We start from the raw sequence: 15,334 nt of genomic DNA on the forward strand, positions 1-15,334 counted from the left end.
CTTTTATAATTGCTGTACCTCACCTTGTTGCCAAATATCTGGCGCCTGACAAGTGAAGTAAATAATTTGTCTTTCCTTACTAATTGTTCGTATTAATTGTACCATGTACATAAAACGGTTTCGATCGAAATGCACGAAAGGATCGTCCATCATAAATGGTAATGGCGCGCTCTTTTCTAACGTTTTGGCTAACGCAAAACGTAATGCAGTATAAGCTTGTTGCTTGGTTGCTTGTGATAGCTCAATAATGCGATAACGCACGCCACCTACAGCTTCTACTTCAAAATAGCCATCTTCATTAACAAACACTTTTGTATAGTGGCGATTAGTTAATACTGAAAAATACTCACTAGCATAGGCAAGCACTTGAGGTAACTTACGCTCACGCAATTGGCTAAAGGTTTGCTCAATCGCCGTAATTACAGCTCGCTCTGTTGCCCATTGTGCTGTTGCCTTATGAAAAGCTGCTTTTTCCTGCTCATACGCCTGTACAATAATACCGTAGCTTTCGTCTTCTTCTTTGCTAAGCAGTAACTGCGTCAATGTTGCTTGCTCTTGCATCTTCTCTTGCAATGATTTTTCCGTTGCTTGCTCCTCATAATTTAACGTCTCTAATTGCAAAGCAATTGTTTCTGCATCTAAGGTAGTAGGTGTAGCTACTGTAATTTGTTCATTTAACTGAGTAAGTCGTTCATTACGCTCTTGTACTAGCTCCCACTCATTGTATGCCTCGTATAACTCACGCTCATCTGCCACTGTCATTTTAGCAAAGTACTGTTGTTGTTGTTGTGTACGTTCGTCAATTAAGGCTAATAAACGGTCAACCTCTTTATCAATCGCCGCAATACGTTTTGTTGCACGACTATACGCCTCATAAGCTACTTGCATTTGTTCGCGTAGCTTATGCACACTCGGAAACGCCTCTGCTAAACTAACATCTGTCTCAACAATTTGTTGTACTTGCTCTACAAGTTGCTGCTGTTGTTGCTGTGCTTCAGCAAGTAACTCTTTTTTTGTAGCAATAGTTTGCGCATCTTCTTGCAGCTTACGTATACGAATAAATAATTCCTTCATTAGTGAGCGGTCTGTTACTGGCTTTGTATAAAAGGCTTGTACATACGTTTGCAATACTGCCTCTTGCTCGTCTTGTTGTAGCTCTAATGTTTGTATGTCCTCTTTGATTTTCATATAACGTTGTTTATAACTATCAATCTGTTGCTCCACAAACTGCTCAGAGGACATGCGTAAACGAAGTTGTACTATATATAAAAACACAAGTACGCAGGCAATACCTGCAATAAAGGTATACACATTTTGCCACCACCATGACATAAGTAAAAATAACACGGCCGCAATAGCCGACATAAATTTTACAAATTGCATTTGGCGTATGCGTTGCTCACGCTCTTCTTTGCGACGCATACGTATCCCCTCTGTATCTGTTGTACCTTCTAATGCTTCTAACTCTTTATGTACATCATTTAACGTATGAAGTTGCATAGATAGCTGTGCGTCGATTTCTTTTAACTGGCGCACCACTTGCTGAAATTGTTCTTCCTTTTCAATGGAAACATCCTGCGCCAACATAACGGCTTGCTCCTCCGCTTGATCAACACCAAGTAAACGAAACTGTTTCGCATTATCACGCTCTACTATCAAGATTTCTTCCTGTAAGCGCGCGATTTTTTCCATAGTTTGATGCCAGCGTGTTTCATGTGTCAGCATTTCATTAGCCTGTGTATAACGCTCGTGATTAAAGCTTAAAGCTGGCTCTTCTTGTTGACGCTCCTGTTGCAAATTACGTACAGCTGTTTCACTTGTTAAGATTTCTTCCTTGATAAAGGTAAAGTGCTTCATTTCGTCACGCGCAAAATCTAGTACTTGTGCGACCTGTAATGCCGCTTCAATGCGTTCACGTTCAATTAATAATGGTAGCTGTTGTTGTAGCGTTACGTAATATTGCCAATTTTGATGGAGCTTAACCTTCTCTGCACGTAAACGCTCAATTGTACGCTCTACCTCTTGTAATGTCTTTGCTTCACTCTCGTAGCTCGCGATATTGCGTTTCATATCTTTAATTTGCTTTTCTAACTTACTAATTTTTTGCACATGCCCATCTAGTAGTTGAGTAGTACTAGCATCACGCGCTACTTGCTGTGCCATAGCTGTTAGTTTTTCGATATCTGTAGTGCCTGATGCCAACAGCACTTGCGAGAGCGCCTCTTCTGACAATCGCTCCATTCCCTGCAGCTCCTCTACAGAAAAAGCAAAGATTGCTTCTAAACTTTTGCGTGAGTAACCATATAATAAATGAGGTAAGAAGGCTTCGTCCTTACGCTCTTTTGTTGGCAGTGTGACTACTACATCACCACTTGGCTTTGTACCACGCACGCGCTCAATTTCGCACTCTCCGTAAGCTTGGTGAACAATGGTAATTTTACCGCCATAACTCACTGTAGCTCTAGGCTCATAATTACGCTGTGCTTCTTGCTTAGTAGGAAAGCCATAAAACACTTGTAAAATAAATTGTTGAATGGTCGTCTTCCCCGCTTCGTTATCCCCATAAATTACACTAAGCCCATCGTGCAATGTAATTTTTTTATTTTCATGCTTACCAAAGCCATAAATGTGAAGCTCTTTAATATACATGGCATCTCACCTCAATTTTCCTGCATTTTACGTAAAAATAATTGCTCTGCCTCATGCAGTAACGTATGCATATCTAAAGCCTGCTCCTGCATCAAACGTGCTACCGTACCACTTTGGTAAATATCAGCCAGCACATCTTGCCACTCATCTGCTGACCAGCTATGCATAGTATCAATCACCTGTTGCGCTGAGTTTGTAACAGGGCGCGGCGCTGATGTTACAGCATCAATTGCCGCTAACCATACGAGTGGTAATTGCTCACTCTCCATATCACGCAACACCGCTAACCACTCAGCAGGTTTAGTGCTATGCCAAAGTTTGCTCCCCTCTGCTGTGAGGTTAGTTAGTGTAATTTGTACAATCGTAGCACGGTATTTATCACGTAATGCATTACATGTTTTATGGCAAAGTACCATTAAATCATTAGCATAGCGTACCTCACTCGCATCTACCTCTTGTTTCACATACAAAATAGCAGATGTATGTACAAAGTGCATTGAGCAACTTTCCTTTGTTAATGTCACATCATAAAAACCTTTATTTCCGACCTCCGTTACACTCGTACTCTGCGGTGTACCACAATACACCATACGTGGTGACTCCTGTATAACGACTTGCTGATGGCGGCCACCTAAGGCAAGATAATCATAGTGTTTTGTTGCGGCTTCCGCTGGCTTTACTTCACCATATAGCATCGCAATATGTAGCATTTCTTTATCCGCCTGCGGGTAGGTATCTAGTAAAGCAGTAGGCATGTCTCCATGTGCGTAGCTACAGCCTGTCAGTTTAATGCTTTCATTTGCAAGGGGTAGCGTTAATGTTGTTGTTTTTGTTGGTAACACCGTAACATTATCAGGCAACGTAAAACGGGCCCACTCCCCCTCCGCATAATCGCTTGCCCCGTAACTTATAATAACGGGAATGTTGTAGGCTTGTAATTGCTGTAGCCCCTTTTGCAATTCCTTTTGCGCACGCAAGCTTCGCATGCTACCATCATAGCTATCCCCAACGAGTAGCACAAAATCTGGTTGCTCATCAATCGCGTACTGTACAATTTTTTGCCATGCTGAAAATGTACTTTGTCTAACAGCCTGCAAAGCACTATCGGACAACTCAGACAGCCCCTTAAACGGACGATCCAAATGTAAATCTGAACTATGTAAAAAGCGTACCATTATTTTCACCTCGTTCCTCATTATACTAAAAAAAAAAGACGCTAGCGCATCATTCTACGCAAGCGTCCTTAATTTATTCTTTTCCGAGCTGAACAGCCTTTTTAATATCTTTTAACGAACGTGATGGTCCATACATTAATACGCCACCGCGGTAAACGCGTGCACCAAACCAACCTAATATACCGATAGTAATGAGCATGATAGCAATCGCAAGCAATGGCTCCCACATTGGTAAATCTAATAAACCAACGCGCATAAACATCACTAGTGGAGTAAAGAATGGGAAGTATGAAGCCCATTTTAAATAAGCGAGCTCTGGATTACCTAATCCTGTCATTGCAATAATAAAGGCAATCACGATTAAAATTGTCATGGGCATAATCATTTGTTGTACATCTTCAATACGGCTCACTAACGAACCAAGTAATGCTGCAAGTGTTGCATACAAGAAGTAGCCTAATAAAAAGAAGATGGCCCCGTATACAAGCGTCATCGGATTGACATCACTAAACTTTACAAACTCGCCAATATCACCTGTTGCACTTGAAGTACGTACTGCAATAAAACCGGTAAGCCCTAGTAAAATCATTTGGACAATACCTAACATCCCAATACCAATCACTTTAGCAAACATATGCTTCACAGGGGACACACTAGAAATTAAAATTTCCATCACGCGTGAAGATTTTTCCGTTGCTACTTCTGTCGCAATCATACCTGAATATAAAATAACAGCAAAATAAATTAAAAACATTAGCACATAAACTAATACTCGCGCCTGACCAAGCTCTGCCTCAGACTTAGCAGAAGCTGAAATATTTTTTTCTTCAAACTGTACAGGTGCAAATAATGTTTGTACTTCCGTTTGTGTTAACGACAGTTTCTCTGCTTGTTTTTCAGTTTGAATGGCTTGCAAAATTTCTTGTAACATAGCACCCTTGTCATCCATCATGCTTGAGGTTTGATAGGTTGCTACAAGTTGCTCATCTGTCGTTAGTTCGACCTTAGCAAAAGCATCTAACTTCTCTTTCTTTACCTCATCAATTAACGCTTGTTCGTCCTTCTTAGAGCGCTTTATCGTAAAGTCATACGATTTATCATCAAGATGTTGGGCGATATTTTGGTATAGCGCATCATCCGCTACAAGTAAAGTAAGCGTATCTGCCTCACCGCTACCCGTTAAGTCACTTACCTTATCAATAATAGTCGTAATATTAGTCATCAACACAATACCTAGCATCATAATAATGGTTGTAATAACAAAGGACTTCGTTTTAGCCTTGGTCATAAAAGCTTGTTTAAAAATTATCCAAAACTCACGCATGCTCTTTCCCCACCTTTGCGATAAAGATATCTTGTAAGGACGGCTCTTCAATTTCAAAATGACGGATTGGTCCTTGTGCTAATGCACCTGTTAATAGCGTATTAGCTACGGCCTCATCATCAATTTGGAAGACAGCACCTTCTAATGATGTTTTCACTTCATTAACACCTGGTGTGTTAGCTAGCACTGCTAAATCAAAATCTGATTTAATGCGTACATTCTTTTTACCAAAATTACGCTTCACCTCACGCAGTGAGCCTTGCACCAGTTGCTTACCATGCGACATAATTGACAGTTGCTCACAAAGCTCCTCAACATGATCCATACGGTGACTCGAAAAAACAATCGTTGCACCATTATTACGAAAATCAATAATGGCATCCTTTAGCATCTCCACATTAACAGGGTCTAAGCCCGAAAATGGCTCATCTAAAATTAATAACTTAGGATCGTGCATTAAAGAAGCAATGACTTGGATTTTTTGTTGGTTACCTTTCGAGAGCTCCTCCACACGTTTTGTTGCATACTCAGGCACTTCAAAGCGCTCTAGCCAGTGAGCGATTGCACGTTTAGCATCACCCTTGCTCATACCACGCAGCTGTCCTAAGAAAATCAGTTGGTCTTCAACTTTCATTTTAGGATAAAGTCCGCGCTCCTCAGGTAAATAACCAATTTGCGGGCTAGTTGCATAGGAGATTGGTTTGCCGTTCCATAGTACATGTCCTTCGTTTGGCGTTAACAAGCCTAAAATCATACGGAAGGTTGTTGTTTTACCCGCTCCATTGGCACCTAAAAATCCGTACATCGAACCTTGCTCAATCGTTAAATTTAAATTATCTACTGCTGTAAAATCACCAAAGCGCTTTGTTACATTTGTTATTTCTAATGTCATACCGTTTCACTCCTTTACTATTTGTACGATAGTATTGTCCATCACGTTTCATTTAATTTCGTTTACTTGCAATAACAGCACCAATTAGCCAACTACTAAAATGCACAATCCATAAAAAAGTTAGCACAAAAAATGCTGTACCAATCGGTTCAATAAACAAGACTACTAACCACACAATAGCTAAGGCTATTGATGTTACCATCCAAGCAAAAGAACGTCCTTGCGTATGAATCGTAACGTAGCGCTCATCTAATGCACGCTGTTTTTTTAATGCCCTACGCTGAAGCGGCAATACAATTGCTACAATTAATAAAGCTAAGGGTAAACCTAATAAGAAAGCGAGCCAATCAAAGTTTTCATACATCGTTTTTATCCCCTATTCTTCAATCGTTGGTAATACAGCCACTGCACTGCTAAATGAATAATATAAGTAGCCAGTACAAGTACCGTTGCTAACGAAAATCCTTCAACAATATAAAGTACAGCAAACACCGCAACAAGTGTTAATGCTGTTACACCCCAAGCAAGTGAGCGCGATTGATATTGCATCACGATATAACGCTCATCATAACGTTTTTCACGCTCGCCCTTACGCTTAATGAAATAAACTGTCATAAGTGACAACACAACTCCTATTACGCCACCAATCACAAAAGGTATAACATCAAAGCCCTCTCTCATTAAGCTTCCTCCTCAAAATTAAATAATTCTTCAATGGTGCAATCAAATAATTTAGCTAAACGATAAGCAAGCAGGAGCGAGGGATTGTAACGCCCCTTTTCAATCGAAATAATCGTTTGACGCGACACATCTACAAGCTCTGCTAAATCATCTTGGGTCCAACCTTTTATTGCACGCTTTTCTTTAATTACATTTTCCACTGTGCCACCTCACATCTTCTTAGTTACTACTAACAATGACACATATAAAATAAAAATTGTAGCTGGTAGTAAAATTTGCAGTAAAGTTGCTGCACTAACTTTTAGTACATCCGTATTAACAAGTAGTGATAGTACTAGCATGACTACAAAGGTAGCATAAAAACTATAACTAGCACTCGTCCGTTTAATTGTTTTACTGCGTTCATCCGTACTGTCTAAATGCTCACTAATTTGCGCTAGCACTAAACACATAAAAGCCATGCTATACGGCGTGAGCACACCCACTCTAAAACCACTTGTCGTCAACTCGATGACTGTCGTAAATACAGCAAACCCCAAAAATATAATACCTAGTGCAGTAAATACCCCTTTACTTTCTTTCACGTCATCACCGCCTCATGTAAAGCTAACTTTACGTAAAGGTTACTTTACATTCTAATTGATGTCAAGTAAGCTTTACTTATTTTTTCTGCAAATAACGTATACTATAAGTATCACGGGAGAGAGGATGATTCACATGGATTTATACAAAATCACATCTTTTAAGCCAACAGGGGAATTGGTTGTGGATGAAAACTTCGAGGCAGAAAATGATGACGTGGCAAAAACAATTGGTGAGCAAAAGCTGCAAGAACTCGGCATTGCAGAAACTACACACCGCGTTGTATCACCACGTGGCAAATTAATTTTATTTCATGTGTAATAAAAAAAAGCGTTCCCACTCATGAACTGCACCCCATTTGTTAGACACATCTAACAAGGAGGTGCCGTTTTTCTATGGCTAAAATGAGTGCAGAAGAAAAATTAGCAGCGGTTCAAAGATATGTAAATGGAAAAGAGAGTTCAAGGAAAGTAGCGGCAGATATTGGGGTATCCCATCGTTACCTATTAACTTGGGTGAAACAATATGAATATAACGGTGTAGAGGCCTTTGTAAAACGATATACAAATTACACGAAGCAGTTTAAACTAGACGTACTTAACTACATGACTGAACACGGTACGTCCTTATACGAAACCGCTGCCATTTTTAAAATAGCGGCTGCTTCAACGATACGAAATTGGAAAAAACAATTCGAAGCACAAGGAAAGGATGCCCTTCAGCCAAAGAAAAAGGGGCGTCTATCCATGAAAAAAGAAACGGCTAAACAATCTAAGAAAACACCAGTAGAAGGCTCTACTCAAGCACTCCAAACTCGTATTAAACAGCTTGAAATGGAAAACGAATATTTAAAAAAGTTGAATGCCTTAGTTCAAGCCAAAGAAAAATCACCACGAAAGACAAAGTAAAAGTCATTTGTGAATTAAGGCATAAATATTCGGTGAAAGCACTTGTGGCATTCGCAGAAATTAAACGCAGTACTTACTACGATATAGTGAAGAAGATGAATCGACCAGATCCGAACGCTGATTTAAAGGTCGAAATCCAAGCGATATACGACGAACATGAAGGTCGTTATGGTTATCGTCGTATTCGTGATGAGTTAGCGAATCGTGGGCAAAAAGTGAATCATAAGAAGGTTCAACGCATCATGAAAGAGCTAGGTTTAAAGTGCTTAGTACGTATGAAAAAATATAAATCGTATAAAGGCACAGTGGGTAAAATTGCGCCAAATATTTTAGATCGTAACTTTCTAGCAGAAGCACCGAATCAGAAATGGGTAACGGATATCACAGAGTTTAAATTATTCGGAGAAAAGCTTTATTTATCGCCTGTTTTGGATTTATTTAATGGCGAGATTATTACGTATAAAATTGGCTCAAGACCTACCTTTTCACTTGTTTCAGACATGTTGGAAAAGGCTCTAGAACGCTTACCAGAGGACCACCAGCTACTGATGCATTCCGATCAAGGCTGGCATTATCAAATGAAACAATATCGCCATGCCCTAAAAGCAAGAGGCATTGTGCAAAGTATGTCTCGAAAAGGCAACTGTTACGATAATTCAGTGATGGAGAATTTCTTTGGGATTATGAAGTCAGAATTCCTTTACTTAAAAGAATTTGATAGTGTGGAGCAGTTCAAAATAGAACTAGAAAAATATATCAACTACTACAATACAAAACGGATCAAGGCAAAATTAAAAGGCATGAGCCCGATACAATATCGAACACATGCCCAACAAGCTGCCTGAAATAACCGTGTCTAACTTTTGGGGGTCACTTCATCAGTTGAGTAGGAACGCTTTTTCCACTATTATTTCTCTGGTGCTGCGTCATCATCGTGATTAAATTTATCTTTAAACCAATGTTTGCGTGCTTCGCGACGTAATTCGCGCTCTGCTTTATGCGCCTCGTCGATTTCTTCTTGTACTGCAGCTGCTGAGAAGCGTACAACTTCCCCACCTAACTCTGTTTTAACAGCCTCATCAATCACATGCTCTGAGTATTCAGAAGCGATAGCAATTACACCAACTGAACCTTCAGTTAAAACGTTAGCCGTTTTTTGGAATGTAGACATTGCGCCTTTAACCTCGCCAATATCGCTAATGTTGCCGATAATTGAGCCTGTTGTCCAGCCAAGTAACATACCAAGTGGACCACCAATGATACCAACAAATGCGCCGATTAAACCACCAGCAAAGAAGCGGTCACTGCCTGTTAAATCTGCAGCATCCTTCACTTCAAAACCTTTATCCTTAACATTTTCCACTACAGCAAGTTGTTCAATTTCTACTTTACCTTCAAGATGCAAACCTTTTAACTTTGAAAAGATTTCGTACGCTTGACTGTTCTCTTTAAATGTCATTACTACTACTCTTTTTTCCATTTCAATCGCTCCTGTCTTATAATTAAGTGGTAAGCTACGCAATCTCTTGCGTTTCCATTATCTTACCATACTGAATAGGAGGCTTCACGCGATGGCATTCGAAATTAAACCCTTCCCTGAATTTTCATGGTCATATTCTCGTCACAAAACCTTTGCATCTTGCAAACGCAGTTATTATTATACTTACTACGCAGGGCATAACGGTTGGCTACGCGGTAGCTCTGAGGCACAAAAACATGCTTACCGCTTAAAAAAGATGCAGACATTGCCACTGGCTGTTGGGCAAATTGTGCATGATATTTTAGCAAAAACAATTCAAGGTATGTATCAAAACAACAGACATACAACAGCAGAAGCCTTACAACAACGCGCTCGCCAGTTGTTAAATGATATGTATAAAAGTTCAATACAACCTGGCGCGTGGTTTGAACGCCCTTCAAAAAATCCAATCTTTCAAGAGATGTATTACTTTAAACAATTGGACAAGACATTACTAAGCTATTATAACGGTTTACTGTTACCTTACTTCGAAAACTTTTTTGCTAGTCAAACGATGCAAACTATCACACAACAAGCTGTAACTTTTAAACAACTTGAGGATTTTAGTTATATGAAAATTGATGGCACTAAAGTATATGTCGTACTAGATTTACTCTATGTCGATGCTACTCAAAACTGGCATATTACTGACTGGAAGACTGGTAAACCATCACCTGAAGACCGTGAGCAACTTATGTTATATGCCTATTATGTACATGAGCATTACCAAGTACCCTATGCTAACATCCAACTCCATTTAGAGTATTTAACTACACGAAGCTGCGAAACATTTACAGTAAACGAAAAAATGCTAGCTAACATTTTTTACTTATTTGAACAAAGTACCTTGCATATGAAAGGGCTAATGGCAGATATGATAGAAAATGAGCCGCTAGCCGAAGAAGACTTCGACCCGCAGCCCACTAGTGGTAAATGTATGCGTTGCAACTATTTAGAAATTTGTAATGCGCAGGATTATTTCCCTTCAAACTTAGGCTGACGTTTAGCAACAAAAGCCTCTATACCCTCTAAATGATCTTCAGTTTTACGCATGCGTGATTGCGCTGCCGCTTCTCTTGTTAAGATATTTTGAAGCATTGGTAGCTTTTGCGCATGTATAATTTTTTTTGTTTCAATCATTGCTAAAATGGGTGAGGCTAAAAGCTGTCCAATCATTTGGTCTGCCATTGCAAACACATCACCCGTCGATGCCACATAATCAATTAAGCCAAGCGCTTGTGCTTTCTCCGCGTTCATTACCTCTCCTTGCCAAATCATTTGCTTTGCTTTCATCGAACCTAGACGCTCTGTCATAAAGAAATGACCTCCGCCATCAGGCACTAAGCCAATACCAATAAAATTCATAGCAAGCTTGCTTGTTTCATCTACAAAAATAATATCTGCACCTAAAGCTAAGCTAAATCCAAGCCCTGCTGCTGCACCGTGCACTGCTGCTACCGTAATCATTGGTAAAGTATAATAAGCTTCGACCATATTTTTTAAATGTACCATCATTTCATCAATATCAAAAACATTCGTTTTATCAAGCATAGCCTTAATGTCCCCGCCTGCCGAAAAAACCTTTCCTTCGCCTTTAATCAGTAAAACCTGAATAGTTGTCTCTTTTTTTAATTGTTCAAAACAATGCGCTAGTTCTGTTATCATCGTCGTATCCATCGCGTTCATTGCCTGTGGACGTTTTAATGTTAAAGTAGCACTTCGGTCTAGTCGCTCTAAAATAATCGTTTCATACGTCTTCATCCATCCCACTCCTAAAATTCATAATATAGTCATATATTCGACTTAATGTTCAAAATACCTTCTTTTTCGACATTTTTTACGCATACGCTTTAACCAACTACTACAAAAAATTATCTGTTTATTCATTTAATCAGGTACTATTTCTCTCTATGAAAGCGTTTTTTATTTCGCAAAAAACCTTTTTCTCTTCCTGTTCATTTCAATCACTGTCCTCTGCAAAAACACGAATTATATTTTGTTATAAACTAAATTAGTTCGTTATTTGGTGTTTTTAACAAAAACCTAAACAGCATTTATTATTATTTTTACTTTTATCGTTGACATAACTGAACAATAGGGCGTATGATGGTTTTAGTTCAACAACACAGATACACACTTTAAAAATACAGTGATAGAGACATGCGACTTATGTAAAATCCTCAGAGAGCTAATGGTTGGTGCAAATTAGCGATTTTACGAAGTACGTTCCACTCTAGATGTAGACAAGAGGAAATGCTTGTACGTTCATGCACGTTACGCATATTGCTAAGACTGACCTGCAAAGGTTGGTAACTTAAGGGTGGTACCGCGGATTATACAATTTGTAGCCTTTCGCCCCTTACAACACAATACTATTTTGTGCTGTAAGGAGTGAAAGGCTTTTTTTATCACTATCCACCCCATCATATTATTTTAAGGAGCTAATAAACATGACTTCACTTGACCAAATTAACATTTTAATCGCAGACCCACTAAGCGAGGATGGTATTTTTCCATTACGCGAAGAAAAAGATTTAAACTTAAACGTTGTCGTTGACACAGGCTTATCACAAGAGGAGTTAATCGCTAAAATTGGTGACTTCCACGTGCTATTAGTACGTAGCCAAACAACGGTTACTCCAGAAGTAATCAAAGCGGCTAAAAACTTAAAGTTAATCGGACGCGCTGGCGTTGGTGTGGATAACATCGACCTACAAGCTGCTACTGAGCACGGTGTAATCGTAGTAAATGCACCAGACGGTAATACAAACTCTGCAGCTGAACACTCAATTGCTATGATGACATCACTTGCTCGCTACATCCCACAAGCTTATAACTCACTTAAAAATGGGAAATGGGACCGCAAATCATACGTAGGTGTTGAGCTTAAAAATAAAACATTAGGTGTTATCGGTATGGGACGTATTGGTGCTGAGGTTGCCTACCGCGCTAAAGGTCAACGTATGAAAGTTGTTGCATATGACCCATTCCTTACAGAAGAACGCGCTAAAGAACTTGGCGTAACAAAAGGTACAGTTGACGAAGTTGTTGCTGCTGCTGATTTTGTAACAGTGCATACACCATTACTACCTGAAACACGCAACATCATTAATAAAGAGCGCTTTGCTATTATGAAGGACGGCGTACGCATCATTAACTGTGCGCGCGGCGGTATCGTAAACGAAGATGATTTATATGATGCAATTAAAGAAGGTAAAGTAGCAGGTGCTGCACTTGACGTATTCATTGAAGAGCCAGCAACAGATAATAAATTATTAACATTACCACAAGTGATCGCAACACCTCACCTTGGTGCATCTACGATTGAAGCACAAGAGTCAGTAGCTGTTGACGTATCAAACGATATTATTAAATTCTTTACAACAGGCACAGTAACTAACCCAGTAAACATGCCTTCAATCCCTAAAGAATTACTTGCGCAAGTAGAGCCATTCTTTGAGCTTGCAGAAAAACTAGGTACATTCGTTACACAATTAACAACTGAACCAGTAAAAGAAATTAACCTTTCTTACGCAGGAGATGTTGCTAACTATGATGTACGCCCATTAACATCAAACGCATTAAAAGGCTTACTATCTAAAAATCATGGTAACCATGTAAATGATGTTAACGCACGTTACTTAACAGAGCGTATTGGCGTTAAAATTAACGAACATAAAACAACAACAGCAAAAGGCTTCACTAGCTTAATTACTATCGAAATTAAAACAGCTAATGAAGTACACTCTGTAGCAGGTACATTATTAAATGGACTTGGTGCACGTATCGTTAAAGTTGAGGACTATGTAGTTGATGTAACACCAGAGGGTCACCTATTATATATCCGCAATACAGATAAGCCAGGTGCTATCGGTCGCGTAGCTACTAAATTAGCTGAAAAAGATATTAACATCGCTACGATGCAAGTAGGTCGTGCACAAGTTGGCGGTAAGGCTGTCATGATGTTATCAGTAGACAATGAGGTAACAGCTGAGGACTTAAACTTTGTAGCTGAACTAACAAATATCGACGAAGTAAAAGCCATTAGCCTATAAGACAAAAAAAGCAACTGCGAGAAATTATCGCAGTTGCTTTTTTTTATGCATTAATTGAAACATTTTTAACTTCTTTAGCTACTTGTGCAACACGCGCTAAGCCATCTGCAATAATTTGCTCAGCTTGTTGTGGTGCTGCGTTATGACCTTCAATAATTACTTCAGCCATAATTTCTTGACCAAAAATACCTGTTACTACATTACGCATATAGTTTACAGCCATTTCTAGTGGCGCTGCCTCTGGGTGAGAGTAAACCCCGCCGCGTGCATTTAGTAAAATAACTTTTTTGTTTGGTTGTAATGCAACCATTTGACCTTGTTCGTTATATTTAAATGTAAAGCCAGCTTGGAATACATAATCCATAAACGTTTGCAGTTTTGCTGGGATTGTTAAGTTCCATAATGGGAAAGCATAAACAATCACATCTGCTTTTGTAAATAAATCTTGTACTTTTTGTTGTGCTGCAAGCATTGCTTGCTCTTGCTCTGTTAATGCTTCACCTTGTTGTAGCTTACCAAAAATCGCGAAGAAATCTTGACCAAAGTATGGTGTATATTCTTCAAATACATCGTAAACTGTTACGTTATCTACGTCGATGTTTTCCATAAATGTTTCATACATTTTACTTGAAATCGCCTGTGAAGATGGGCGGTTATTTGCTTTAACTACTAATACGTTCATAATTGATTAACTCCCTTATTTTTCGATTATCTCGAATTCAAGATATATTACTATCATAAGAAAAACGCGTTGAATTGTCAACGCGTTTAGCTTCAGACTTTTGACTGAACTTATAAATCGCACCCATCATCTGTACAAACGCCAGCGCCTGTACCACCCTGCATTTGAAGTTTACTACCTTCTTCTTCAGCAACTTGCTGTAGTGCTTGTTCAAACACTTCCTGTGGTTGTGCACCTGAAATACCATACTTACGATTAATAACAAAGAATGGCACACCTTGTACGCCCATCTCACGGCTTTCTGCAATATCTGCTTGTACAGCATCCGCAAAGTCATTACTTGCTAATAAAGCTTTAACTTCTACCTCATCTAACCCAACTTCTTTAGCTAGTGTTAGTAATACCTCGTCTTGCCCTATACGCTGACCACCTACAAAATGACGATTAAGCAATAGCTCGTTTAATTCGCTAGCCTTGCCCTTTGTTTCAGCAAATTTTACAAGACGATGTGCCTTTAACGTATTTTCCTCTTTTAAATCCGAAAAATCATACGCTAACCCTACTTCTTTAGCACGCGCTACAATACCATCAATCATACCTTGTGCCTTCTCAGGTGTTACTTGATATTTGCGCGATAAACTATCTACTACTGCAACCTCTGAGTCTGTTGGTGTTGTAGCATCTAGCATATAACTTTTAAATACTACATCAACATTATCCTCAAGTTTTAATGAACGAATAGCGTCCTCTAATTGTTTTTTACCAATATAACAAAACGGACATACATAGTCTGACCATACTTCAATTTTCATGTAAGTAGCCTCCCTTATTATCCCCCTCATTGTAACGAGCAGTCAACTACCCCCA

16 protein-coding genes are annotated in these 15,334 nt (G+C 39.2%); 4 read left to right on the forward strand and 12 right to left on the reverse strand.

Annotation, left to right across the window (positions count from 1 at the left end):
• Positions 1-3: 3 nt before the first annotated feature.
• The 8 genes from CH76_RS05755 to CH76_RS05790 form a co-directional block, all read right to left on the reverse strand.
• Positions 4-2,649 carry an ATP-binding protein gene (locus tag CH76_RS05755; RefSeq protein ID WP_036144121.1) on the reverse strand — a complete coding sequence of 882 codons (2,646 nt, stop codon included), beginning with the start codon at positions 2,647-2,649 and terminating at the stop codon, positions 4-6.
• Between the two features lie 11 nt (positions 2,650-2,660).
• A complete protein-coding gene (locus tag CH76_RS05760; RefSeq protein WP_036144122.1) occupies positions 2,661-3,824 on the reverse strand; it encodes a DNA repair exonuclease in 1,164 nt (387 codons plus the stop codon).
• A gap of 73 nt (positions 3,825-3,897) precedes the next feature.
• The gene (locus CH76_RS05765; RefSeq protein ID WP_036144124.1) at positions 3,898-5,148 is read right to left on the reverse strand and encodes an ABC transporter permease; all 1,251 of its coding nucleotides are present in this window, start codon (positions 5,146-5,148) and stop codon (positions 3,898-3,900) included.
• Entirely contained in the window at positions 5,141-6,040 is a 900-nt protein-coding gene (locus CH76_RS05770; protein ID WP_036144126.1) for an ABC transporter ATP-binding protein, read from the reverse strand. Before CH76_RS05770 ends, CH76_RS05765 begins: the two co-directional genes overlap by 8 nt.
• Positions 6,041-6,092: 52 nt before the next feature.
• A complete protein-coding gene (locus tag CH76_RS05775; protein ID WP_036144128.1) occupies positions 6,093-6,404 on the reverse strand; it encodes a hypothetical protein in 312 nt (103 codons plus the stop codon).
• Between the two features lie 5 nt (positions 6,405-6,409).
• Complete coding sequence (locus CH76_RS05780) at positions 6,410-6,721, reverse strand: hypothetical protein (RefSeq protein WP_036144130.1); 312 nt, start codon at positions 6,719-6,721, stop codon at positions 6,410-6,412.
• Positions 6,721-6,921, reverse strand: coding sequence for a helix-turn-helix transcriptional regulator (locus CH76_RS05785; RefSeq protein WP_036144133.1), 201 nt, complete (start codon positions 6,919-6,921; stop codon positions 6,721-6,723). The genes CH76_RS05780 and CH76_RS05785 overlap by 1 nt, the downstream gene beginning before the upstream one ends.
• A gap of 9 nt (positions 6,922-6,930) precedes the next feature.
• Positions 6,931-7,305: a hypothetical protein gene (locus CH76_RS05790; protein WP_036144135.1), complete on the reverse strand. Its 375-nt coding sequence runs from the start codon at positions 7,303-7,305 to the stop codon at positions 6,931-6,933.
• Between the two features lie 133 nt (positions 7,306-7,438).
• Between CH76_RS05790 and CH76_RS05795 the strand changes: the two genes are divergently transcribed.
• Together CH76_RS05795 and CH76_RS13700 are read left to right on the forward strand one after the other, a co-directional pair.
• Positions 7,439-7,624, forward strand: coding sequence for a YhzD family protein (locus CH76_RS05795; RefSeq protein WP_036144137.1), 186 nt, complete (start codon positions 7,439-7,441; stop codon positions 7,622-7,624).
• 74 nt (positions 7,625-7,698) lie between these two features.
• A protein-coding gene (locus CH76_RS13700) for an IS3 family transposase (RefSeq protein ID WP_152553292.1) occupies positions 7,699-9,056 on the forward strand; the annotation gives its coding sequence in 2 pieces (ribosomal slippage) (positions 7,699-8,152 and positions 8,152-9,056; 1,359 coding nt in all).
• 62 nt (positions 9,057-9,118) lie between these two features.
• On the opposite strand, the gene CH76_RS05810 is transcribed toward CH76_RS13700, so the two are convergent.
• Complete coding sequence (locus CH76_RS05810) at positions 9,119-9,691, reverse strand: DUF1269 domain-containing protein (RefSeq protein ID WP_036144143.1); 573 nt, start codon at positions 9,689-9,691, stop codon at positions 9,119-9,121.
• Between the two features lie 91 nt (positions 9,692-9,782).
• Here CH76_RS05810 and CH76_RS05815 point away from each other — a divergent pair, with 91 nt between their 5' ends.
• On the forward strand, positions 9,783-10,730 hold the full coding sequence (locus tag CH76_RS05815) for a PD-(D/E)XK nuclease family protein (RefSeq protein WP_051910254.1): 948 nt from the start codon (positions 9,783-9,785) through the stop codon (positions 10,728-10,730).
• On the opposite strand, the gene CH76_RS05820 is transcribed toward CH76_RS05815, so the two are convergent.
• Entirely contained in the window at positions 10,706-11,491 is a 786-nt protein-coding gene (locus CH76_RS05820) for an enoyl-CoA hydratase (RefSeq protein WP_036144145.1), read from the reverse strand. The two genes, CH76_RS05815 and CH76_RS05820, sit on opposite strands and share 25 nt — an antisense overlap.
• Before the next feature lie 689 nt (positions 11,492-12,180).
• Here CH76_RS05820 and serA point away from each other — a divergent pair.
• Positions 12,181-13,785: a phosphoglycerate dehydrogenase gene (gene serA / locus CH76_RS05825; RefSeq protein WP_036144147.1), complete on the forward strand. Its 1,605-nt coding sequence runs from the start codon at positions 12,181-12,183 to the stop codon at positions 13,783-13,785.
• Between the two features lie 43 nt (positions 13,786-13,828).
• On the opposite strand, the gene CH76_RS05830 is transcribed toward serA, so the two are convergent.
• Both CH76_RS05830 and CH76_RS05835 read right to left on the reverse strand, forming a co-directional pair.
• Positions 13,829-14,467 (reverse strand): FMN-dependent NADH-azoreductase, encoded by a 639-nt coding sequence (locus CH76_RS05830; RefSeq protein ID WP_036144149.1) that lies wholly within the window; start codon positions 14,465-14,467, stop codon positions 13,829-13,831.
• 110 nt (positions 14,468-14,577) lie between these two features.
• Entirely contained in the window at positions 14,578-15,279 is a 702-nt protein-coding gene (locus CH76_RS05835; RefSeq protein ID WP_036144150.1) for a DsbA family protein, read from the reverse strand.
• Positions 15,280-15,334 lie beyond the last annotated feature (55 nt).

Origin of the sequence: Lysinibacillus sp. BF-4, assembly GCF_000743635.1 — a bacterium.
GTDB classification, from domain to species: Bacteria; Bacillota; Bacilli; order Bacillales_A; family Planococcaceae; genus Metalysinibacillus; species Metalysinibacillus saudimassiliensis.